Here is a 22,403-nt window from a genome sequence, read left to right as displayed (position 1 = left end):
TCAACAGTAGGGACGGCGGGGCCGGCGGTCGTCATGCCGGCGTACCGTCCGCGGGCCTCCCGAAGGATGACCTGCGGACGCGCCGCGTACTACCGCAGGGGGAGGCCGGGTCGAGCGGATCCCCGAGGGAACCCTGAGAGGCGTCCCCGAGACCGTCCGCACCCCCGGTGGAAATACGACAATCGGACCGGTCCTTGGGGTGTTGCGATTCAGCGGAGCGGTACCCGCTGTCCGTAAGCTGTGCGGGACAGTATTTGACGATGCCCCATTTCCGACGGGGTCTCACCCCACAGGCTGACGGGAACGAGCATGGCGATGATGCGGTTGCGGCGTGAGGACCCCCGCATCGTCGGGCCCTACCGCCTGCACCGACGGCTCGGCGCCGGTGGGATGGGCGTGGTCTACCTCGGCTCCGACCGCAAGGGCCAGCGGGTCGCGCTCAAACTGATCCGCGCCGAGCTCGCCGGGGACTCCGAGTTCCGCACCCGCTTCGCCCGCGAGATCGCGGCCGCTTCGCGGATCCGCGGGGCCTGCACCGCACGCGTGGTCGGCTCGGACATCGAGGCCGACCGCCCCTGGCTCGCGACCGCGTACGTCCCCGGCCCCTCGCTCTACAAGCGGGTCGGCGACGAGGGCCCGCTCCCCTGGGCGGAGGCCGCCCAGGTCGGCGCGGCGCTGGCCGACGGGCTGGTCAAGGTGCACGAGGCGGGCGTGGTCCACCGCGACCTCAAGCCCTCCAACATCCTGCTCTCCCCCAAGGGTCCGCGGATCATCGACTTCGGCATCGCCTGGTCGCGCGGCGCCTCCACGCTCACCCACGTCGGGACGGCGGTCGGCTCCCCCGGCTTCCTCGCGCCCGAGCAGGTCCGCGGCGCCGCCGTCACCCCGGCCACCGACGTGTTCGCCTTCGGCGCCACGCTGGCCTTCGCGCTGACCGGGGAGTCGCCGTTCGGCTCCGGCGCGTCCTCCGAGGTGATGCTGTACCGGGTCGTCCACGAGGAGCCGGACCTCACCGGTGTGCCGCCGGTGCTGGCGCCGGTGGTCCGGGCCTGCCTGGCCAAGGAGCCGACCGAGCGTCCGCCGGCCGCGGCGCTGCACGAGCGACTGTCCGAACTGGCCGCCCGCGGCGCCGCCCTGGCGCCCCAGCCGGGCGGCTGGCGCGGGCGCGGCGGCACCGCGAACGCGGCCGCGGCGGAGCCCGCCGGCCCTGCGGACCCGGCCGGAGCGGCGGCGGCCGGCGGCCGGTTCGCAGGCGGGGTCGCGGGCGTGGGCGGGGGCGCGGGGGTTCCCGCGCCCGGCCACGCCGCCGACGACGCCGGGTTCGACGACGCCGAGTGGCACGGCGGGCGCCCCGCCGAGCGGGGCGCCGGTACGGCTGGCGGCCGGGGCGAGCGGGTCGGGCGCGAGCGGCCCGAGGGTCGGCCGGAGCAGGCCGGCCGCGCGGCGGACCAGCCGGTCGGACGCGGCGCGCAGCCGTACGGCTCCCGGCCGGGCGCCGGCCGGACGGAGCCGGGGAGCGGACGGGCCGGACAGCACGGGCACCGGACCGCCGGGCCGTACGGTGCCGCTCCGGGTGGGGCCGCCGGTTCGGCCGGTGGGCGCGGTGCGCAGGCGTACGGGGCGACCCGGGTGGGCCACGGCGGCCGGCCCGGACCCGGTGGACCTGCTGGGCACGCCGGACCTGGTGGACCTGGTGGACCTGGGGCGCAGCCGGGAGCGCCGGTCGGCCACGGCGGCGCGGCCGGTGGAGCCCGGGGCACGAGCGCGTCCGGCGCCTCGGCGGCCGGCCGGGGGCGGCCGGGCGGACCGACGGCGCCGGGCGAGCGGCCCGGACGGCGGCCGCACGGGCAGGCGACGACCGCGCGGATGCCCCGTCAGGAGTTCGGCGAGCCCGCGCGCGAGCGGACGCCCGCCCCGGGCCGCCCGGGGACGTCCAGGGAGCGGCCGCACGGCACGCTGCCCGGCCGGTCGGCCGGTGCACGCCGGCGGCTGATGCGCCAGCGCCTGGTGGTGTTCGTGACCGTGACGATCGGTGTGGCGCTGGCCATCGCCGCCGCGCAGGGCTGCGAGAACCGGGACAGCCAGGGCCTCCACCCGCTCCCGGCGGCCTCCTCCCCCGCGGCGGGCGGCCCGCCGCTGTCCATCGACGGCGCGCCCTCGGCCGCCGCGAGCGGCCACGGCGACTCCGGGCTCGGCCCGGCCGTCGGCACCCCGCCGGCGGTCGACTGGCCCAACCGCAGCTACACCGACCCCTCGGGCGGACCGGCGATCAAGCTCAACGGCGGCCACACCACCGGCGGCGGGGCGACCGTCACGCTCACCACCGTGCTGCCCGCCCACTACCGCGACGCCCAGGCGGCGCTGGTGGTGCTGCGCCGGGTCGAGGGCTCCGTACCGGTCGACCTGGTGCAGCTGTTCGGGTTCTCCGGCGACGCGCCCGTCCTGCTCGCGTCGCGCGCCTCGGCGGCCGACCCGCAGGGGGTGGCCAGCTGGCGGGTGGAGAACGGTGCGCTGATCCGCGAGGAGCGGGTCGCCCTGACCGGGGCGAGCTCGTCCACCCGCTACACCGTCCGCGGCGACGGCGGGCTGGAGGAGTCCTGGCCGGGCGCCGGGGTCACCGGCGCGGCCACCGGCGGCTGAGCGGGCTGGCTCACTGTTCCACCGTCACAGGTCGGTCGTGGCGGGCCGGTCGTCCCTGTTCAGCGCGGGTGCCGGGGGGCCGGGGATGCCGGGGGTGCCGGGGCTGCCCGGAGGGGTGACCGGTAGGCTCCGCGATCATCGTCGGCCCGGTGGGCCGGCCGGTCCCCGTGGAGACTCCCCTGATGACGTTCCGCCTGCGCGCCCTCCGCGCGCTCGTCCTGCTGGTCGGCTTCTACCTGTTGGGCGCGGTCCTGCTCGCGGCCATGGCGGGGCTCGACTGGCTGCTGGTCACCCGGCTCGCCACCGAGCGGGCCGCCTGGCTCGAGGGCGGCGTCCTGACCGTCACCGTCCTGCTGGCGGCCGCGATCGTCCGGGGCATGGTCGCCGCCCTGCGCGCCGGACGGCTCCGCCCGGTGCCGGACGCGGTGGCGGTCACGCCGCAGGACCAGCCCGAGCTGTGGGAACTGGTCCGCGCCGCCGCCGAGGTGACGGGCGAGCGTCCGCCGGACGAGCTGCTGCTGGTCGCCGACGTCAACGCGGGCGTCGCCGAACGGAGCCGACTGCTGGGGCTGATACCCGGACGGCGCCGCATGCTGCTCGGCCTTCCGCTGCTGGCCGGCCTGACTGTCCCCCACCTGCGCGCCGTCCTCGCCCACGAGTTCGGGCACTTCGGCAACGGCGACACCCGCCTCGGCGGCATCGCCATGCGCGGCCGGACGGCGGTCCTGCACACCGTGGAGGCGTTCGACCGGGGCGGCACCCGGTACCACGTCGCCGTCGGCCGGCTGTACGCCGCGTACGCCCGGATGTTCCTGAACGCCTCGCAGTCCGTGGCCCGCTGCCAGGAACTCGCCGCCGACCGGGTGGCTGCACGGCACGCCGGACGCGACGCGACCGCCGCCGCGCTGCGCGCCGTCCCCGTGCTCGGCGCCGCCCACAGCCACTACCTCGACACGTACGCCGCGCTGGGCGGACCCGTCGGGGCGCTGCCGCCCGAGGGCGAGGTGCACGGCGGCTTCCGGCGGATGCTCGCCGCCCGGACCGACGAGCAGCTCGCCGCGCTCTGCGCCGGGCGGCGCCCGCCGCGGCCGCACCGGTACGACTCCCACCCGCCCACGGCCGAGCGGGTCGCCCTGATCGAGCAACTGCCGGGCGACAGCCGGGCCGACGGGGGAAGTGACGGGGGAACCGGCGGGCCTTTCGCCCTTGCCCTGCTGCGCGACCCGGAGTCGGTGTTCGCGGCGCTGGAGGCGCGCACGCTCGCACCGGAGGCGGCCCGGCTGCCGCGGCTGAGCTGGGACGAACTCGTCCTGGCCCGCGCCGTCGCCGACGCCGAGGGCTGGTCACGGCCGCTGCAGACGGCCGTCGTCCGGGCGGTGCGCGTCGCCGAGCGTGCGGCAGGTCGGGAGACGGACCGGGAGGCAAGGGGCACGGCGGATCCGGTGGCGGACGGCGAGTTGCCGGGGTTGGAGGAGGTGCTCGACGCGTTCGACCGCGGACTGCTGTGGAGCGCCGTCGCCGACCGCATACCCAAGCCGCCGCAGGCCGGACGGCTGACCGGGGCGTCCGCCCGCAACTTCATCCGGCCCCGGATCTTCGACGGGCTCGCCGGCCTGGTCCACCTCCGCCTGATCGCGGAGGGGCACGCCACCCCGGACATCGCCTGGTCGGGACGGCCCGGCCTCGCCCTCCCCGAGACCTGGGAGCGGGAGATGGACGACGCCCTCGACGCCGCGGTGGCCGACACCCCCGACACCGCGCCGCTGCGCGCCCTGCTCGCCGGGAGCCGCCGGGTGCCCGCGTAGCGGCTGCCGGACGGTGGGTCGTGGTCGGTCGGTCAGGAGAGTCCGCAGAGGCGCAGGAGAGCGGTCGTCCCGGCGGCGGCGACGATCACCAGCGGGAAGGGCGCCCGGCGCAGGGCGAGGACGCCGCCGACCAGGACGCCCAGCGGGCGGGCCCAGCCGGCGAAGCCGTGGCCCTGGGTGAGAGCGGCGGTCGCCGCCAGTGCCACCAGCAGGACGGTGGCGGCGACGGTGAGCAGCCGCTCCATGTGCGGCGGCAGGGTCATCCGCTGTCGGAGCGTCGGGCCGGCCAGGCGCAGGGCGAGGGTGCCTGCGGCCAGGGCGGCGATGGCGAAGAGTGGCATCGGCGGTCCTCCTCGGAGCGCGTGGGGGGCGGGTGACTGCAACTGCTGGGCGGGCTCAGGACGCCGGGACGGGCCCGCGCCGTCCGCCGGCGAGGAGCAGACCGGCGAGGGCGAGCAGGATCGGGACGCCCGGCGGGAGGAAGGGCGTGGCGGCGACGGCCAGCGCGGCGCCGAGCAGGGCGGCGTTGCGAGTGGGGCGTTCGGTGCGCAGAACGGGCAGGACCAGGGCCAGCAGCACCGCCGGGAAGGCGGCGTCCAGGCCGAGGGCGTCGGTGTCCCCGATCGCCGTACCGGCCGCAGCGCCCAGCAGAACGGCGATGTTCCAGCTGACGAACAGGGTTGCGCCGCAGGTCAGGTAGGCCGCCCGGCGGCGGCGCGGGTCGGACTGCTGCAGGGCGAACGCGACCGATTCGTCGGTGAGCAGGTGGGCCCGCAGCAGGCGGCGCCACCACGGTCCGTCCAGCAGGTCGGCGACCGCGAAGCCGAACGGGAGCAGGCGGGCGTTGAGGACGAGACCGGCGGCGACCGCGGCGAGCGGGCTGCCTCCGGCCAGCAGGACGCCGACGGCCGCGAACTGGGAGCCACCGGCGAAGACGACCACCGACAGGACGACCGGTACCCAGAGGGGCAGGCCGCCGGAGACGCTGATCGCGCCGAACGAGGCGCCGACGATGGCGTCGGCGAGGCAGACGAGGGCGATGGCCCGGAGCGTGGGGCGGTCCAGGGCCGGGGACCACGCGGCCAGCTCCGGTGTTCGCGATGACGAACTCATGTCCACTAGAATGAACACCTGGGCTGGCGTTCGTCAAGCCGAACGATTCGACGTCTGGAGCGAACACGTGGAGACCGATCTGATCGGCCTGATCGCGGCGTCCATCCGACGGGAGCGCGAACGCGCCGGCCTGTCGATGACCGAACTCGCCAAGCGGGCGGGGATCGCCAAGTCCACGCTCTCGCAACTGGAATCCGGCGCCGGCAACCCGAGCGTCGAGACGCTCTGGGCGATCGGCGCCGCGCTCGGCGTCCCGTTCAGCCGCCTGGTCGACCCGCCGCGGCCGAACGTCCGAATCATCCGGTTCGGCGAGGGCCCCGTGATGCACTCCGAGCAGGCGACCTACTCCGCCACCCTGCTCGCCTCCTGCCCGCCCGGCGCCCGCCGCGACGTGTACCGGATCGACGCCCAGCCCGGCGACTCCCGGCTCTCCGACCCGCACATGCCCGGCACCACCGAGCACGTCGTCCTCGGCAGCGGCCGCGCCCTGGTCGGACCCGTCGAGGAACCCGTCGAGGTCGGCCCCGGCGACTACGTCAGCTACCCCGGCGACGCCCCGCACATCTTCACCGCCCTGGCGCCGGACACCTCCGCCGTGATGGTGGTCGAACACATCTGACGGGCGCAGGGGCGGGAGTCTCTACTGGCCGGCCGCGTTGACCGCGTAGAACGCGACGGCTGCGGCCGCGCCGACGTTCAGCGAGTCGATGCCGTGCGCCATCGGGATCCGGACCCGGCGGTCCGCGGCGGCGAGCGCCTTCGCGGTCAGGCCGTCCCCCTCCGCGCCGAGCATCAGCGCCGCCCGGGGCAGCAGGTGCGGCTCCGCCACCGCCAGGTCGTCGGCGCCCGACGGCGTCAACGCCAGCAGCTCGAACCCCGCCTCCCGAACCGTCGCCAGAGCCGCCGGCCACGGCTCCAACCGCGCGTACGGGACCGAGAACACGGCGCCCATCGACGTCTTCACCGCCCGGCGGTACAGCGGATCGGCGCAGTCCGGGGAGAGCAGGACCGCATCCATCCCGAGCGCCGCCGCCGAACGGAAGATCGCACCGAGATTGGTGTGGTCGACCAGCCCCTCCAGCACCGCCACCCGACGCGCCCCGGCCAGCACCTCCGCCGCCTCCGGGAGCGGCTTGCGCTCCATCGACGCGAGCGCACCGCGATGCACGTGGTAACCCGTGACCTGCTCGGCGAGGGCCGGCTCCACGACGTGGACGGGAGCCTCGGCGGCCGCGATGACATCGTCCATGACGCCGAGCCACTTCGCCGTGAGCAGCATCGACCGCATCCGGTAGCCCGCCCCGAGCGCGCGACGGATGACCTTCTCGCCCTCGGCGATGAACAGGCCCTCGGCGGGCTCGCGACGGCGGCGGAGCTCGACGTCGGTCAGGCCGGTGTAGTCGGCGAGACGCGGGTCGGCGGGGTCGGTGACGGTCATTGGCTCGGACACCGCACGATTTTCGCACGTCGCGAGCCTTGCGCCAGCAGGGGCTCGGGGAACTGCGAGGCCCACCAGTGGTGGCGTGAGCCGGACGGCGGGAGGGCGGGGAGACTGCGGCAACGTACCTTCCGCCGCGCGCAGTTCCCCGCGCCCCTGGGATGCCCTCACCCGCAAGGTGGCTCGCGTCCCTGGGGTGTCGTCACCCGCAGGGTGGCTCGCGTCGCTGGGGTGTCGTCAGCTCTCGAGGACGTGGACCACGTCGCCGATGACGATGACGGCCGGGGGCTTCACGCCGGCGGCGGTGACGGTTTCGGCGACGGTGGCGAGGGTGGCGTCGACGCGGCGCTGGGCGGCGGTGGTGCCTTCCTGGACGACGGCGACCGGGGTGTCGGCGGGGCGGCCGCAGGCGATCAGCTTGGCGGCGATGGCGCCGATCTTGTCGACGGCCATCAGCAGGACGAGCGTGCCGGACATCCGGGCGAGCGCGTCCCAGTTGGTGAGGGAGCGCTCGTCGTCGGGGCCGATGTGGCCGGAGATGACGGTGAACTCGTGGGTCATCCCGCGGTGGGTGACCGGGATGCCGACGGCGGCCGGGACGCTGATGGAGCTGGAGATGCCGGGGACCACGGTGACCGGGATGCCGGCCTCCGCGCAGGCGAGCAGTTCCTCGCCGCCGCGCCCGAACACGTACGGGTCGCCGCCCTTGAGCCGGACCACGAACTTGCCGGCCTTGGCGTGGTCGATCAGTGTCTGGTTGATCGCCTCCTGCGCCATGAAGCGCCCGTACGGGATCTTGGAGGCGTCGATCACCTCGACGTGCGGGGGCAGTTCGGCGAGCAGCTCGCGCGGGGCGAGGCGGTCGGCGACCACCACGTCGGCGTCGGCGAGCAGGCGGCGGCCGCGCACGGTGATCAGGTCCGGGTCGCCGGGGCCGCCGCCGACCAGGGCGACGCCGGCGGCGTGGGCGCGGTACTGGCGGGCGGCGAGGGAGCCGTCGCGCAGGCCGGCGACGATGGAGTCGCGCAGGGCGGCGGAGTGCCGGGGGTCGCCGGTGAGGACGGCGACGGTGGCGCCGCCGTCGTGGCCGGAGGCGGGGGTCCAGGCGGTGGCGGCGGAGGCGTCGTCGCTGCGGGAGCAGAACACCCGCTGCTGCTCGGCCTCGGCGGAGACGGCGGTGTTGACGGCCGGGTCGTCGGTGGCGACCAGGACGTACCAGGTGTCCGCGAGGTCGCCCTCGGCGTACCGGCGCTCGTGCCAGGTGATCTCACCGGCGTCAGCCATGGCGGAGACGGCCGGCGTGGTGGAGGGCGATATCAGGTGGACGTCCGCGCCCGAGGCGATCAGGGCGGGCAGTCGGCGCTGGGCGACCTGGCCGCCGCCGACGACGACCACCCGGCGGCCGGCGAGCAGCAGGCCGACCGGGTACGGGGTGATCCCCTCGGTGCTGGGGTGGGGGCTGGGCGCGGTCATGGGCTCAGGGCTCCTGGGTGGGGGTGGCGGCCGTACGGGAGGGCAAGGGAGTGCCCCGTGCCGGCGCGCCCTCGGGCCGGCACGGGGTCACCCCTCGAGTTGTCACGCCTTCTCGGTGACCCCGGCGGAGTCGAAGGTGGCTACATCGTGCATCGCGCGGGCGGCACTCTGCACCAGCGGGAGGGCCAGCAGGGCGCCGGTGCCCTCGCCGAGCCGCAGGTCGAGGTCGATCAGCGGCCGCAGGCCGAGCTTGGCGAGCGCGGCCTGGTGGCCGGGCTCGGCGGAGCGGTGGCCGGCGATGCAGGCGGCCAGCACCTCGGGGGCGATGGCCTTGGCGACCAGGGCGGCCGAGCCGGCGATGACCCCGTCGAGGATGACCGGGGTGCGCAGGCTGGCGGCGCCGAGCAGGAAGCCGGCGATGGCCGCGTGCTCGAGGCCGCCGACGGCGGCGAGCACGCCGATCGGGTCGGCCGGGTCGGGCTGGTGCAGGGCGAGGGCCTGGCGGACGACCTCGACCTTGCGGGTGTGGGTCTGATCGTCGATGCCGGTGCCCCGGCCGGTGACGTCGGCCGCGTCGGCGCCGGTGAAGACGGCGATCAGGGCGGCGGAGGCGGTGGTGTTGGCGATGCCCATGTCGCCGGTGATCAGCACCTTGTTGCCGGCGGCGACCAGGTCGCGGGCGGTCTCGATGCCGACCTCGATCGCCCGCAGGGCCTCGTCGCGGCTCATCGCCGGGCCCTGGGTCATGTCGTCGGTGCCCGGCTTGACCTTGCGCGGGAGCAGACCGGTGGTGCGGCCCTGCTGGACGGCGTCCGGCAGGTCGCTCTTGACGCCGACGTCGATCACGCAGACCTCGGTGCCGACCTGGTTGGCGAAGGAGTTGACCACCGCTCCGCCGGCCAGGAAGTTGGCGACCATCTGCGCGGTGACCTCCTGCGGCCACGGGGTGACGCCCTGGGCGTGCACGCCGTGGTCGCCGGCGAAGATCGCCACGCAGCCGGGCTCCGGGATCGGCGGCGGGCACTTCCGGGACAGGCCGCTGAGCTGCGCGGCGATTATCTCCAGCATGCCCAGCGAGCCGGCCGGCTTGGTCATCCGCTTCTGGCGGTCCCAGGCCTCGCCGAGCGCCTTGGCGTCCAGCGGGCGGATGCCGCGCAGGGTCTCGGTCAGCAGGTCGTGCGGCTCCTCGCCGGGCAGCGCACGGTTGCCGTACTGCTCCTCGTGGACCACCCAGGAGAGCGGGCGCTTCTTGGCCCAGCCCTGCTGCTGCAGCTCGGGCTCGTCCGGGAAGGAGTCGACGAAGCCGATGCACAGGTAGGCGACGACCTCCAGGTGCTCGGGCAGCCCGAGCTCGCGGACCATCTCCTCCTCGTCGAAGAAGCTCACCCAGCCGACGCCCAGGCCCTCGGCGCGGGCGGCCAGCCACAGGTTCTCGACGGCGAGGGCGGCCGAGTACGGCGCCATCTGCGGCTGGGTGTGCCGGCCCAGGGTGTGCCGGCCGCCGCGGGTGCGGTCGGCGGTCACCACGATGTTGACCGGCGTCTCCAGGATCGCCTCGATCTTGATTTCCTTGAACTGCTTCGCCCGGCCCTTGGGCAGCGAGTCCGCGTACGCGTCGCGCTGGCGCATCGCCAGGGCGTGCATCTTCTGGCGGGTCTTGGCGTTGCGGATCACCACGAAGTCCCACGGCTGCGAGTAGCCGACGCTGGGCGCGGTGTGCGCGGCCTCCAGGACCCGGATCAGCACCTCGTGCGGGATCGGGTCGGGGCGGAAGCCGTTGCGGATGTCGCGGCGCTCGCGGATCACCTGGTGCACCGCCTCGCGGCCGGCGTCGTCGTAGCCGGGCGCGGCCGGGACCCGCTCCGCGTCCTCGGCGGCTTCGTCCCCGTCGGCCTCCGTCCGCTCGACGGTCTCGGCCGACTCGACGGTCTCGGCGGCGGGCGCCTGCTCCTCGGCCTGGACGGCGACCTGGACGGCGGGCTGGGCGGGGGCGGTCTCGGCGGCTTCGGCAGTCTGCACGGTCTCGATCGGTTCCTCGGCAACGGGCTCGGCGGGGGTCTCGGCCACGGCGGACTCGGCGGAGTCGACCACCGGCTGCTCGGACTGCTCGGCCTCCAGCGGCGCGGCATCCAGGGGCGCGGCATCCTCCGGCTGGAGTGCGACCGGCTCGACGGCGGGCTGCTCCGCGGTGACCTGCACCGGGTCGGCCTGCTCCCCGGTGGGCTGCTCGGCTACGGGCTGCGGGTCCGCCACCACCGGCTCGGCGGCAACGGCGGCCTCCGCAACCGGCTGGGCGGTGGTGTCCGTCCCGGTGGTGGCCGCGTCGACCAGCTCGCCGGTTCCGGCGGGCAGGCCGGCCTCGGGCACCGGCAGGCCGGCCGGGGCGGGCGCGGCGAGGAAGGCGGAGATCCGGCGGTGCTGTCCGCCGCCGCCCTGCTGGGCGGGGATGGCGGCCGGCGCCTGCTCGGCCTCGGCCGGGGCGGCGACGGCCTCCGCGACGGCGACCGCGCCTGGCTGGGCGACCTCGGCCAGGTGCTCGGGGGCCCTGGCGACGGCGGCCGCGGCAGCCGCGGGCTGCTCGGCGGCGGGTGCCGGCTCGATCGGCTGGGCCGGCTCGACGCTCTGCGCCTCGACGGCGATCGGGGCGGGCTGCTCGGCCTGCGGCGCCAGCTGGACGGTCTGCGTCTCGGCGGCGACCGGCGGCACGGCCTCGGCCGGCTGCGCGGCGTCGACCGCCTGGACGGGCTCGACCGGAACGGCGGGCGCGACCGGCTGCACGGCTTCCCCGGGAACGGCCTCCACCGGCACCACGACCGGCTGCACGGCGTCGACCGGCACCGCGGCCGACTGGGCGACCTCGGCCACCGGGACCGCCTCGACCGGCACGGCGACGACCGGGACGACCGGAGGGGCCTGCTCCACCGGCGCGGCCACCGGACCGTCGACCGGCGGCTGCGGCAGTTCCGCCGCCACGGGAGCGACCGGCGCCACCGGAGCCACCGGAGCGACGGGGGCGACCGGCACGACCGGCTGCGGGTAGCCGTCCAGCGCGGTCGGCTGGGCCTCCGGGGCGAGCGGCTGCGCCACCGGCACGCCGGCGTACGCCTGCGCGGGGTCGGCGACCGGCTGGCCCGGCTGGCCGGGGGCGACCGGCACGCCGTACGCGGGGGTGCCGCCGACGGTGGAGGGGCCGCGGTCGGCGAGCGAGCGGACCGGGACGTGGCCGGTCATCAGCGAGGGGTCCGGGATCGGCGGGCCCGCGTGCAGCGGCCGACGGGCGGCCTGAGGCTGCGTCAGCGGGTCGGCGACCGGCGCGACGGGCTGGGCGGCGACCGGCTGGGCGACCGGTTCCGCCACGGCGCCCGGGACGGGCGGGGCCAGCGGCGGCCAGGACGGGGCGACCGGCGTACCGGCGGGCGCGGCGGCGTCCTCGACGGTGCGCAGCGGCACGGTGTCGCCGACAGCGGCGTCGGCGCCGTGGATGGGCTCGCCCCAGCTGCCCTGCGGGCCGGGCATCAGCAGGACGTCCTCCTCCTCGTCCAGCTGGTCGGGCTGGTCGAGGAAGGTGTACGCGGGCCGGGGCTGGGCGGCCCAGGTGGCGGCGGGGTCGAGCGGAGCACCGGGGACGGGCATGCCGGGCACGCCGGGCACGCCGAATCCCTCGGGCGCGCCGAGCGGCTGCTCCGGCGTGCGCCCGCCCGGCCCGGGCTCGGGCGCGAGGGGGGCGTCACTGGGGACGTGGCCGCCATCGGTCATGTCAAAGCTCCTTCCAGGCCGCTTGCGCGTCCTCGGCGCCGCGGTCGCCGACCGCCACGCCCAACTCCGCCGGGGGCGCGTCCGCACCGACCCGCCCCTGTCTGCACCTACTGGCCGGCCCGCCCCGGGTGACGGGGACGGCGGCCGGCCCGGCGCGCCGCGGCACGCCGGTCGGGCGTCACCCGCTCGGGTGGCGCGCCATCAGAAACAACGACACCCCCGGGCAACCGGCACGACCGCTCCGGACCCTACGGCATTCTTCCGGGCCGGTGCGCACCACGTCGAATGCCCGCGAACCGGGTCATCGGGATTGCAACACGTCAAAAAGGTGCGGACCATGCCGGATCGGACACGATGCGCACCGATCGGGCGGACGCAGAACCCGGGGCCAACCCTACCGGCCGGGGCCGACACGATCTCGAATCGGTGTCCGGATGCGACGGGGATCACCGTCCCGGTCCGAGGCGTGGTCAGTCGGTCTGTTCGGCCCACAGCAGGAGGGTGTAGTCGCCCCGGCCGAAGGCCGCTCCGGAGCCCTTGGCGGGCTCCGGGGAGAGCGGGGCGGACTGCAGCAGCAGTCCGTCGGCGCGGTACCCGGCATTGGTCAGGACCTGGCGGATCCCGTCGGCCTCGGCGAGCGAGCCGGCGACCGCGACGACCCGTTCGGGGCGTCGGTCGACCACGGCGCGGACCATCTCGACCCCGCCCGACTCGACCGCCACGGCGTCGGGTTCGGGCAGGCCACCGAGCACCTCGGCACCCTCGCCGGTGACCGTTTCGACCTCGACGCCGTACCGGCGGGCGTTGGCGGCGGTCCGGGCGCGGGCGGCCGGGTCGGCCTCGACCGCGACCACGGCGGCGCCGAAGCGGGCGGCCTCGACGGCGAGCGCGCCGTCGCCGGCGCCAACGGTCCAGACCAGGTCGCCGGGAACGGGAGCGAGTCGGGCGAGTACCAGCGCGCGGACGTGGGCCGGCAGCGCCCGGAGGCGCCCCTCCCCGGCGTCCGCGCCCGCGTACGCCGGATCGGGCAGCGCCCAGCCGCGGTCGGCGCCGGGGAAGCCGATCGGGTGGCCGGCCAGCCAGCCGGCGGCCTCGTCGGCGGGCTGGGTGCCGCCGCCGATGACCAGGACCACGCTGGGGTCGCGCCAGTCGTGGTCGGGCACCCGCTCGGAGGTGAGGACGGTGACGTCCTCGTCGGGGGTGCCGAGCGCCTCGCAGACCACGAAGGTGCGCGGGACGCCGCGCAGCATCAGGGCGAGTTCGCTGGGGCCGGCGTCGGCGGTGGTCAGGACGGCGACCTTGGGGTGGGCCCGGCAGATGTTGGCCGCGCGGCGCAGCCGGCCGCCGTGGGCGGAGACCACCTGGGCGTCCTCCCAGGCCATGCCGGCGCGGGCGAAGGCGGTGGCGACCGAGGAGACGGCGGGCAGCACCTCGAGTTCCAGGCCGAACTCGGGGCGGCGCAGGGTGCGGACCACGCCGAAGAATCCGGGGTCGCCCTCGGCGACGACGACGGCGGTGCCGCGGTGGTCGGCGATCCGGCGGGCGGCGGTCTGCAGGTCGCCCAGGCCGATCCGTTCGGCACCGGCCGGGACCGGTAGGGCGTTCAGCTGGTACGCGGCTCCGGCGACCAGAGTCGCCCCGGCCAGTGCGCCCGCGGCCGCGTCCGTGAGCGGTGTGCCGTCCCACCCGATGACCGTGATCCGGTCAGCCATCTCCGGCAGTTCTCCCTCGCTGGTCCACCCCGTGATCGGCGCGCCGACCACGGCGCGTCCAGGAGCAGAGGCTACCGGTTGTCCGCCCGCGAACGCCGCACTGGCGCGCGAATCGGTCCGGCGAACGAGGGGGTCCGAGCGAGGAGGTGCCGGGCGCCGCCGCGGGCGGTCAGTCGTGCAGGGCGTACCGCGACTCGGTCCAGCCGTTCGGGGTGGCCGGGTCGAGGTCCTCGGGCAGCAGGCTCCACACGATCAGGTCGGTGCGCTCCTCGCCGTCGGCCCACTCCGCGCCGCGGACTATGCCGGCGCTGCGCAGCACGCCCTCGCTGATGCAGCCGATCTTCTGGGCGACCTGCTGGGCAGCGGTGTTGCCGGCGGCGGTGCGCATCTCCAGACGGAGGAAGCCGCGGTCCTCGAACAGCCACTGGGCGACGCCGAGCACCCCCTCGGGGGCGTAGCCCTCGCCGCGGGCCCAGGCGGCGGTGAGGTAGCTGATCTCGGTCGAGCGCAGCCGCCAGTCGGTGGCGCGCAGGACGACCAGGCCGACCACCCGCTCGGTGAGGTGTTCGGTGACCGCGAAAACGATTCCGCGCCCCTCGGCGCGGTGGGCGGGGGCGAGGGTGCGGACGAGCTGCCGGGCGTGGTCCTCGGTGTACGGCTGCGGGTGGTCGGTCCAGGTCCGCACCGGCTCGTCGGCCATCATCGCGACCAGGCTCCGGGCGTCGTCGTCCGCAAGCGGGCGCAGCAGCAACCGTTCGGTGCTGATGGCGGTCTCGGGGAAGCTCGCTGCCATGGCCGTCTCTCCTCGCCGGGTCGTGGACACACCGTACGCCCACCCCTTCGTCGGGCGTGCCAGGGTACCCGCTAATCGGCGACGGCTCGTCAGATCCGGGGCCGTTCCGGGGACGGCGCGTCGCGGCGGCCGCGACCGGGCCCTTGCTGCGCATACGGCCCGACCGGGCGCCGGGCGAGGTGCCCGGGGCCCGGTCGCGGTGGGTCAGGACGCGGTGACGACCGAGCCCTGGAAGGTGTCGGTGATGTACTTCTTCACCTCGTCGGAGTGCAGCAGGTCGATCAGCTTCTTGACCCGCTCGTCGTTCTCGTGGCCCTTCTTGACGGCCAGGATGTTGGCGTACGGGTTGCCGTCGGCCTTCTCCAGCAGGATGGCGTCGGTGGCCGGCTTGAGGCCGGAGTCGAGCGCGTAGTTGCCGTTGACGACGGCGGCGTCGACGTCGGCGAGGGCGCGCGGCAGCTGGGCCGCCTCCAGCTCCTTGAACTTGAGGTTCTTCGGGTTGGACGCGATGTCCTGGACGGTGGCGGTGGTGCCCGCGCCGGACTTGAGGGTGATGACGTTGTTGGCGGCGAGCAGCTTGAGCGCGCGGCCCTCGTTGGTGGCGTCGTTGGGGATCGCCACCTGGGCGCCGTTGCCGAGGTCGGCGACGGCCTTGACCTTCTTGGAGTAGAGGCCGAGCGGCTCCAGGTGGACCGTGCCGACCGACACGATGCTGGTGCCCTGCTTCTTGTTGAACTCGTCGAGGTAGGGGACGTGCTGGAAGTAGTTGGCGTCCGCGGAGCCGTCCTGGACCGAGGTGTTGGGGGTCACGTAGTCGTTGACCACCTTGATGTCGAGCTTCAGCCCGGCCTTGGCCGCCAGGTTGTCCTTCACGTACTGGAGGATCTGGGCGTGCGGGGTGGGGCTGGCGACGACCGTCAGGGCCTTGTTCGGGTCGGCCGGGGCTCCCGAGGAGGAGCCGGAGCTGCCGCACGCGGCGAGGGTCAGCGCGAGGCCTGCGGCGGTGGCGGCGACGGTGGTGGTCTTCAGAACGTTACGCACGAAAAGTGCCTTTCTGCGGGTTGCTGTCGGCCGTGGTGGGCCGTGGTGCTCCGCTCCTGGTGGGAGCGGGGGTCAGTGGGAGGACACCGGGTCCTGGTCGCGGGCGCCCGGCTTCGCCGTGGCGGTGCGGAGGAGGGCGAGCGGGCCGGCGTGCTCGCCGCGGTGGGAGAGCCGGCGGGCGGTGAGGTCGCCGAGCAGTTGGAGGGCGGTCACGATGATCACCAGCTCGGCGACGATGACCCACATGAAGCCGGTCTCGAAGCGCTGGTAGCCGTAGGTGATGGCGAGGTTTCCGAGGCCGCCGCCGCCGACCGTGCCGGCCATCGCGGAGTAGCCGATCAGCGCGATCACCGTGGTGGTGAGCGAGGCGATCAGGGCGGGCAGCGCCTCGGGCAGCAGGGTCTTGCGGACGATGGTGGCGGTGGAGGCGCCCATCGCCTGGAGCGCCTCGACCAGGCCCGGTTCGACCTCGCGGACCGAGGTCTCCACCAGCCGGGCGAAGAACGGGATCGCGCCGACGGCCAGCGGCACGCTCGCGGCCTGCCAGCCGAGCGAGGTGCCGGTGACCCACCGGGTGAACGGGATCAGCGCGACGATCAGGATCACGAACGGGACCGAGCGCCCGACGTTGACGACCACTCCGAGCACCCGGGCGACCGCGGGGTTCTGCAGCAGGCCACCCTTGTCGGTGAGCACCAGCAGCAGGCCGAGCGGCAGGCCGACGGCGAGGGTGGCGAGGGTGGCGATGCCGACCATGCCCAGGGTCTCCCAAGTGGCGGGCCACATCAGTTGCTGCATCTGGTCCCAGGTCATGCCGCGGCCCCGTTCGCGTCGAAGTCGAGTACGTCCACCTGCAGTCCCTGCTCGCGCAGGTAGCCGATCGGCACCACGTTGTCGGCGTGGGCGCCGGGGAGTTCGACCCGCATCCGGCCGACCATCCGGCCGGCGATGGTCTCCACCGCGGCGCCGAGGATGTTGATGTCGATCTGGTACGTCCGGGCGAGCTGGGAGACGAACGGCTGGGCGGGCGTGTCGCCCTGGAAGGTGATCTCCAGGACGGTGCGGCCGGGGTGGCCGGAGGCGAAGTCGCCGAGCGGGAACAGGTCGCGGGCCAGCCGGGAGGAGTTGTCGGCGAGCAGGTCGGTGAGCGCGCCGGACTCCACCACCCGGCCGCCGCGCATCAGTGCGGCCGAGTCGCAGACCGTCTTGATGACGTCCATCTCATGGGTGATCAGCAGGACGGTCAGGCCCAGCTGCCGGTTGAGGTCGCGCAGCAGCTTGAGGACAGAGCGGGTGGTCTCCGGGTCGAGCGCGCTGGTCGCCTCGTCGGAGAGCAGCACCTTGGGGTCGCCGGCCAGGGCCCGGGCGATGCCCACGCGCTGCTTCTGACCACCGGACAGCTGGCTCGGGTAGCTGCGGGCCTTGTCGGCGAGGCCGACCAGGTCGAGCAGTTCGGCGGCCTTGCGACGGCGCTGGGTGCGGTCCAGTCCGATGATCTCCAGCGGGAGTTCGACGTTCTGCTGGACGGTGCGCGAGGCGAGCAGGTTGAAGTGCTGGAACACCATGCCGATCCGGCGGCGCGCCTCGCGCAGCTCGCGGCCGGCCCGCTGCTCGTCGCCGGGGAGCGCGGTCAGCTCCACGCCGTCGACGGTGACGGTGCCGGAGGTGGGCCGCTCCAGCAGGTTGACGCAGCGGATGAGGGTGGACTTGCCGGCTCCGCTGGTGCCGACGACGCCGAAGACCTCGCCCTCGCGGACGTGCAGGTCGACGCCGTGCAGGGCGGTGACCTCGCGGCCCCTGGATCGGTAGACCTTCGTCAGGCCCTTGGTGGTGATCACAGCTGCTTCCGTGGTTCGTTGGCGGACGACTCGTGGCGGCCCGCGCCGTGGCGGTTCAGCGGCACGCCGAGGGCGCCCGTGAACGGGGATGGGTTGCTGCCGCCGGTCGTTCGTGGCCGGGTACGGCAAGGGATGCGCGCGGGCACGGCCCGGGCGGGTCACCCGCGACAGCGGGAGGGGGGAGTGCGGGGCGGAACGGCCCTCAGCAGCGACACATTCGACGACACATGCAGCGCTCACCTGCCGGCACGGTGCCGGTGGGGGTGCAGTTCGTCGTCGCAGTCATGGATGCAAGTTAATCAGACATAGGGACGCGGTCCCAATTATCAGAAGTGACCGTCCGATATGTGGACACAAGCCAGTGATACCAAGCCCGACGGCGTCCGACCCATGCGGGTCGGACGCCGTCCGGACGTTCGGTCGGGCGCGTTTCGCGGCCCGGTCAGGCCGCCAGGGAGGCCGCCAGCGGCTTGTTCAGCGTGACGATCGACAGCTTGCGGGTCACCTCGCGCACCGCCGTCTCGCGGTAGCCGAGGCGCTGGTAGAGCCGCAGGTTGCCGAGGCTGCGGTGACCGGTGAACAGCTCGTACCCGGTGACGCCCTCCCCCGCGAGCCGCTCCTCGAGGGCCGCCAGCAGCCGGCGGCCCAGGCCGTGACGCTGCATCCGCGGGTGCACCACCAGGCGTCCGATCTGCCCGACGCCCTCCTCGTCCACCCAGCCGCGGACCGTCCCGACCACCTCGTCGCCGAGCCGGGCGACCAGCACGTGCCGGTCCGCCAGCTCCTCGCGCAGGCTGTCCAGGGTCTGGGTCAGCGGGTCGATCGTCCAGTCGCCGTACAGTTCCGCCTCGCCCTGGTAACCGAGGTACTGGAGCTTCAGGATCTGCTCGGCCTCGTCCGGGTTCGCGGACGAGATGATCACACTCATGCCCATGTGCGGGGGCCTCCCCATCGTCACTGCCCGGCGCGCGTGTGAGGGTGTCGCGCCGGCCGTCTGTCCGAGGTGTGCCCGGACGGGGATCGGCCCGGCCCGGGGGAAAGCACGGAGACGCCCCGCCCGCCGGTGGTACCGCCGGGCCTGGAGGGATCCTTGCTCACGCTCAGTATCCGGGAGGCCGGGCGACCGTCAAGAGAGACGTTCGCCACCGCTCTACCCGCCGGACGGGTGAACTCAACCTCCCGGACGCCCGGACGTGGCGAGCGTCACTCGCCCCGCAGCGACGCCACCAGCGGCCGCAGACACCCCAGACACCGCGAGCGCAGCGGCCCGATCGAGCCCCGCGGCAGTTCCAGCCGCTCGGCGAGCTGCCGGTACGACAGGTCCGGCGACGCCGCCAGCGCCTCCAACAGCTCCCGGCACCGCCCCGGCAGCTCCGCCAGCGCCCGGCGCAGCACCTTCAGCCGCTCCGCCCTGAGCAGCTCCTCCTCCGGGCCGCGGTGACGCTGCGTCACCTTCGCCACCGGGGTCTCCCGGCCCCACCGCCGGCCGGCCAGCGCCTCGCGCACCGCCAGCCCGCGCAGCCACGCCCGCCGGTCCCGCGGCACCCCGGCCGCCGCTGTCCGCTCCACCGCCCGCAGCCACACCGCCTGCTCCAGGTCCTCCCGCTCCAGCCCGCCGCCCTCCGCCAGCACCGCGAGGAACGCCGCCATCGCGGCCAGGTCGGGGCTCAGCTCATGGGTGGGAGTCACGGTGAGGGGAAGCACACCCGGTATGACCTGCGCACCCGCCCCGAGGTGACGCGCCGCCACCCGGTCAGGAGCTCGGCGGGATGTTCTGGTTGACGCGGAAGAAGTTGTCCGGGTCGTAGCGGTCCTTGAGCGCGGTCAGCCGCTCGTACTTCGCCCGCCCGTACGCCTCCAGCACCCGCCCCGGCCCCTCCTGCCCCAGGAAGTTCACGTACGCCCCGCCGGAGGAGTACGGCCGCATCTCGCTCCAGAACCGCCGCGTCCACCCGATGTGCGGCTCCGCCTCGCCGCCCTCCCAGCGACTGTTCACCGTCAGCAGGTACGGCGCCGAGCGGTGGGTGTACGCGGTGTCGTCGGCGCCCACCCGGGCGATCGCCCCGCCCAGGAACGCCAGCCGCACGTCCGACAGCGGGGACGTCGTCCGGGCCGTGTTGGCGGCGATCGCACGGATCGCGCCGTCGTCCAGCACCGACAGGTACTCCGCCTTCCAGTAGTTGCGCGCACCCGGCCCCCAGCCCGGATCCAGCGCCTGCTGCCACTGGGCGTACGAGCGTGCCTGCACCGTGTCCGCGACCGGCTGGAACGGCGCCAGCGCCGCGCGCAGCGGAGCCACCGCCTCCCGCCCGCGATCCGGCCGGCCCGCCCAGCACACCCCGACCCGCACCACCGGACGGCCGTGGTACTCGGCCGGCAGGTACGGCGCCGCCGGGGCCGCCCCCGCCACGCAGGAGGCGAACAGCTCGTCCGGCGCGTCGAGCATGTGGTCCCGGACGATGGCCAGCACCTCCGCCAGCCGCTCCCCCGGCAGGAACACCGCCCCGCACAGCACCGCCGGACCGAGCCGGTGCAGCCGGTAGGTGAAGGAGGTGACGATGCCGAAGTTGCCGCCGCCCCCGCGCAGTCCCCAGAACAGGTCCGGATGCGACGCCGAGCTCGCCGTCAGCACCCGCCCCTCGGCGGTCACCACGTCCGCCTCCAGCAGGTTGTCGCACGCCAGCCCGTACGCCCGGCTCAGCCAGCCGAAACCCCCGCCGAGGGTGAAACCGGCGATGCCCGTGCCCGACATCAGCCCGCCCGGGGTGGCCAGGCCGAACGCCTGCGTCTCGTGGTCGAACCCGCCCCACGTCGTCCCCGGCTGCGCCCGCGCGATCCGGTGCTCCGTGTTCACCCGGACGCCGCGCATCGGCGACAGGTCGATCACCATGCCGCCGTCGCACACGCCCAGCCCCGCGATGCTGTGGCCGCCGCCGCGGACCGCCGCCAGCAGGCCGTACTCGCGGGCGACGGCGACGGCGCGCAGGACGTCGGCGGTGCCGGTGCAACGCGCGATCACCTCCGGACGGCGGTCGATCGCGCCGTTCCACACCGCCCGGGCCGCGTCGTACTCGGGATCCCCGGGCACCACCACCTGCCCGCGGAACCCCTCGGCGAGAGCGGCGGCCGCCTTGTGACCCACGGGTCCAGTATCACGGGAGTTGCCGTCAGGGGCGCGGCGGACTTTGCGAGGTCGGGCCAACCACTGAGGGGCGCGAGGAACTGCGCGACCAGCCCGGCAGCACGTGGTTGCATGGCTGGTCGCGCAGTTCCTCGCGCCCCTGGGGTTAGCCCCACTTGCCTGGGATCAGCCCAGCCAGGTCTGCTGGGTGGCGAGGTCGGCCTTGATCTCGGCGAGCTGGGTGGCGACGGCGGAGGGGGCGGTGCCGCCGCGCCCATTGCGGGACGCGATCGCGCCGTGGACGCTCAGAACGGACCGCACGTCGGGTGTGAGGTGCTCCGAGATCGCGGCGAACTGCTCGTCGGTCAGGTCGGAGAGCTCGATGCCCTCGGCCTCGCAGACCTTGACGCAGGCCCCGGCCACCTCGTGCGCCACGCGGAACGGCACACCCTGCTTGACCAGCCACTCGGCGATGTCGGTGGCGAGCGAGAAGCCGGCCGGGGCGAGCTCCTCGAGGCGCTCGCGATGGACGGTGAGGGTGGCGATCATGCCGGTGAAGGCCGGCAGCAGGACCTCCAGGGTGTCGCAGGAGTCGAAGACGGGCTCCTTGTCCTCCTGGAGGTCGCGGTTGTAGGCGAGCGGCAGCGCCTTGAGGGTGGCGAGCAGGCCGGTCAGGTTGCCGATCAGGCGGCCGGACTTGCCGCGGGCGAGTTCGGCGATGTCGGGGTTCTTCTTCTGGGGCATGATCGACGACCCGGTGGAGAAGGCGTCGTGCAGCGTGATGAAGCCGAACTCCTTGGTGTTCCAGATGATGATCTCCTCCGCGATGCGCGAGAGGTTGATGCCGATCATCGCGGTGACGAAGGCGAACTCGGCGACGAAGTCGCGCGAGGCGGTGCCGTCGATGGAGTTGCCGACCGAGCCCCGCTCGAAGCCGAGTTCGGCGGCGACGGCCTGCGGGTCGAGGCCGAGCGAGGAGCCGGCGAGGGCGCCGGAGCCGTACGGGGAGACGGCGGTGCGGGTGTCCCACTGGCGCAGCCGCTCGGCGTCCCGGCCGAGGGCCTGGACGTGCGCGAGGACGTGGTGGGCGAAGAGCACGGGCTGGGCGTGCTGGAGGTGGGTGCGGCCGGGCATGGCGGTGTCCGGGTGGGCCTCGGCGAGGCCGACCAGGGCGTGCTGGAGGTCGAGGACCAGCCCGCCGATGGTCTTGGCGTGGTCGCGCAGGTACATCCGGAACAGGGTGGCGATCTGGTCGTTGCGCGAGCGGCCGGCCCGCAGCTTGCCGCCGAGGTCGGGGCCGAGCCGCTCCAGCAGGCCGCGCTCGAGCGCGGTGTGCACGTCCTCGTCGGCGACCGTTCCGACGAAGGCGCCGGACTCGACATCGGCGAGCAGCCGGTCGAGGCCGGCGAGCATGCCGTCCAGTTCGGTGTCGCTGAGCAGTCCGGCCTGGTGCAGGACCCGGGCGTGGGCCTTGGAGCCGGCGATGTCGTAGGGGGCGAGCCGCCAGTCGAAGTGGACCGAGGCGGAGAGCTTGGCCAGCGCCTCGGAGGGGCCGTCGGCGAAGCGCGCGCCCCAGAGGCGGACGTCTGCGGGCTTTTCGGCGGTCATCGCGTGGGCTCCTTACGGGTGTGCGGGTAGGGGGCGAGCCCCGGCCGTCGCAGGGGGGTCGGACG

Annotated in this window: 16 protein-coding genes and 1 pseudogene; 3 read left to right on the top strand and 14 right to left on the bottom strand. The window is 74.9% G+C overall.

Features of this window, described 5'->3' with window-relative positions; all coding sequences use genetic code 11:
* Window positions 1-309 precede the first annotated feature (309 nt).
* Window positions 310-1,134, top strand: a pseudogene (locus FHR36_RS40500) (serine/threonine-protein kinase); the annotation flags it as partial.
* Window positions 1,135-2,822: 1,688 nt separating this feature from the next.
* Window positions 2,823-4,445, top strand: coding sequence for a M48 family metallopeptidase (locus FHR36_RS09760; RefSeq protein WP_253795722.1), 1,623 nt, complete (start codon window positions 2,823-2,825; stop codon window positions 4,443-4,445).
* 32 nt (window positions 4,446-4,477) lie between these two features.
* Here the strand turns inward: FHR36_RS09760 and FHR36_RS09755 are convergent, their stop codons facing one another.
* Together FHR36_RS09755 and FHR36_RS09750 are read right to left on the bottom strand one after the other, a co-directional pair.
* Window positions 4,478-4,786, bottom strand: coding sequence for an AzlD domain-containing protein (locus tag FHR36_RS09755; RefSeq protein ID WP_253795720.1), 309 nt, complete (start codon window positions 4,784-4,786; stop codon window positions 4,478-4,480).
* A 55-nt stretch (window positions 4,787-4,841) separates the two neighbouring features.
* Window positions 4,842-5,558: an AzlC family ABC transporter permease gene (locus tag FHR36_RS09750; protein WP_253795718.1), complete on the bottom strand. Its 717-nt coding sequence runs from the start codon at window positions 5,556-5,558 to the stop codon at window positions 4,842-4,844.
* Between the two features lie 67 nt (window positions 5,559-5,625).
* Here FHR36_RS09750 and FHR36_RS09745 point away from each other — a divergent pair, with 67 nt between their 5' ends.
* The gene (locus tag FHR36_RS09745; protein ID WP_308199258.1) at window positions 5,626-6,177 is read left to right on the top strand and encodes a helix-turn-helix domain-containing protein; all 552 of its coding nucleotides are present in this window, start codon (window positions 5,626-5,628) and stop codon (window positions 6,175-6,177) included.
* 21 nt (window positions 6,178-6,198) lie between these two features.
* On the opposite strand, the gene FHR36_RS09740 is transcribed toward FHR36_RS09745, so the two are convergent.
* The 12 genes from FHR36_RS09740 to argH form a co-directional block, all read right to left on the bottom strand.
* Entirely contained in the window at window positions 6,199-7,008 is an 810-nt protein-coding gene (locus FHR36_RS09740; RefSeq protein WP_253795717.1) for a TrmH family RNA methyltransferase, read from the bottom strand.
* 225 nt (window positions 7,009-7,233) lie between these two features.
* Complete coding sequence (gene cobA / locus FHR36_RS09735; RefSeq protein WP_253795716.1) at window positions 7,234-8,469, bottom strand: uroporphyrinogen-III C-methyltransferase; 1,236 nt, start codon at window positions 8,467-8,469, stop codon at window positions 7,234-7,236.
* 102 nt (window positions 8,470-8,571) lie between these two features.
* Window positions 8,572-12,225: a nicotinate-nucleotide--dimethylbenzimidazole phosphoribosyltransferase gene (gene cobT, locus FHR36_RS09730; RefSeq protein ID WP_407660810.1), complete on the bottom strand. Its 3,654-nt coding sequence runs from the start codon at window positions 12,223-12,225 to the stop codon at window positions 8,572-8,574.
* A gap of 470 nt (window positions 12,226-12,695) precedes the next feature.
* Window positions 12,696-13,937: a precorrin-6y C5,15-methyltransferase (decarboxylating) subunit CbiE gene (gene cbiE / locus FHR36_RS09725; protein WP_253795715.1), complete on the bottom strand. Its 1,242-nt coding sequence runs from the start codon at window positions 13,935-13,937 to the stop codon at window positions 12,696-12,698.
* A 169-nt stretch (window positions 13,938-14,106) separates the two neighbouring features.
* On the bottom strand, window positions 14,107-14,730 hold the full coding sequence (locus tag FHR36_RS09720; protein ID WP_253795714.1) for a GNAT family N-acetyltransferase: 624 nt from the start codon (window positions 14,728-14,730) through the stop codon (window positions 14,107-14,109).
* A 204-nt stretch (window positions 14,731-14,934) separates the two neighbouring features.
* Window positions 14,935-15,771 (bottom strand): MetQ/NlpA family ABC transporter substrate-binding protein, encoded by an 837-nt coding sequence (locus FHR36_RS09715; RefSeq protein WP_253795713.1) that lies wholly within the window; start codon window positions 15,769-15,771, stop codon window positions 14,935-14,937.
* Between the two features lie 72 nt (window positions 15,772-15,843).
* Window positions 15,844-16,584: a methionine ABC transporter permease gene (locus FHR36_RS09710; protein WP_253795712.1), complete on the bottom strand. Its 741-nt coding sequence runs from the start codon at window positions 16,582-16,584 to the stop codon at window positions 15,844-15,846.
* Window positions 16,581-17,609, bottom strand: coding sequence for a methionine ABC transporter ATP-binding protein (locus FHR36_RS09705; RefSeq protein WP_253795710.1), 1,029 nt, complete (start codon window positions 17,607-17,609; stop codon window positions 16,581-16,583). The genes FHR36_RS09710 and FHR36_RS09705 overlap by 4 nt, the downstream gene beginning before the upstream one ends.
* Before the next feature lie 442 nt (window positions 17,610-18,051).
* The gene (locus FHR36_RS09700; RefSeq protein ID WP_253795708.1) at window positions 18,052-18,543 is read right to left on the bottom strand and encodes a GNAT family N-acetyltransferase; all 492 of its coding nucleotides are present in this window, start codon (window positions 18,541-18,543) and stop codon (window positions 18,052-18,054) included.
* Between the two features lie 269 nt (window positions 18,544-18,812).
* Complete coding sequence (locus tag FHR36_RS09695) at window positions 18,813-19,298, bottom strand: RNA polymerase sigma factor (RefSeq protein WP_253795706.1); 486 nt, start codon at window positions 19,296-19,298, stop codon at window positions 18,813-18,815.
* Window positions 19,299-19,362: 64 nt separating this feature from the next.
* A complete protein-coding gene (locus FHR36_RS09690) occupies window positions 19,363-20,751 on the bottom strand; it encodes an FAD-binding oxidoreductase (RefSeq protein ID WP_253795704.1) in 1,389 nt (462 codons plus the stop codon).
* A 165-nt stretch (window positions 20,752-20,916) separates the two neighbouring features.
* Window positions 20,917-22,338, bottom strand: coding sequence for an argininosuccinate lyase (gene argH, locus FHR36_RS09685; RefSeq protein WP_253795702.1), 1,422 nt, complete (start codon window positions 22,336-22,338; stop codon window positions 20,917-20,919).
* Window positions 22,339-22,403: the final 65 nt, after the last annotated feature.

This window comes from Kitasatospora cinereorecta, from assembly GCF_024172095.1.
In the GTDB taxonomy this organism is placed as follows: Bacteria; Actinomycetota; Actinomycetes; order Streptomycetales; family Streptomycetaceae; genus Kitasatospora; species Kitasatospora cinereorecta.
The sequence above is the reverse complement of the archived record's forward strand: the minus strand, read 5'-3'. Positions and strand labels throughout refer to the sequence as shown.

Bases quoted from the DNA above. Each gene is read 5' to 3' on its own strand.
- FHR36_RS09760 (WP_253795722.1), top strand. From the start codon at position 2,823: ATGACGTTCCGCCTGCGCGCCCTCCGCGCGCTCGTCCTGCTGGTCGGC.
- FHR36_RS09755 (WP_253795720.1), bottom strand. From the start codon at position 4,786: ATGCCACTCTTCGCCATCGCCGCCCTGGCCGCAGGCACCCTCGCCCTG.
- FHR36_RS09750 (WP_253795718.1), bottom strand. From the start codon at position 5,558: ATGAGTTCGTCATCGCGAACACCGGAGCTGGCCGCGTGGTCCCCGGCC.
- cobA (WP_253795716.1), bottom strand. From the start codon at position 8,469: ATGACCGCGCCCAGCCCCCACCCCAGCACCGAGGGGATCACCCCGTAC.
- cobT (WP_407660810.1), bottom strand. From the start codon at position 12,225: ATGACCGATGGCGGCCACGTCCCCAGTGACGCCCCCCTCGCGCCCGAG.
- cbiE (WP_253795715.1), bottom strand. From the start codon at position 13,937: ATGGCTGACCGGATCACGGTCATCGGGTGGGACGGCACACCGCTCACG.
- FHR36_RS09720 (WP_253795714.1), bottom strand. From the start codon at position 14,730: ATGGCAGCGAGCTTCCCCGAGACCGCCATCAGCACCGAACGGTTGCTG.
- FHR36_RS09710 (WP_253795712.1), bottom strand. From the start codon at position 16,584: ATGACCTGGGACCAGATGCAGCAACTGATGTGGCCCGCCACTTGGGAG.
- FHR36_RS09700 (WP_253795708.1), bottom strand. From the start codon at position 18,543: ATGGGCATGAGTGTGATCATCTCGTCCGCGAACCCGGACGAGGCCGAG.
- argH (WP_253795702.1), bottom strand. From the start codon at position 22,338: ATGACCGCCGAAAAGCCCGCAGACGTCCGCCTCTGGGGCGCGCGCTTC.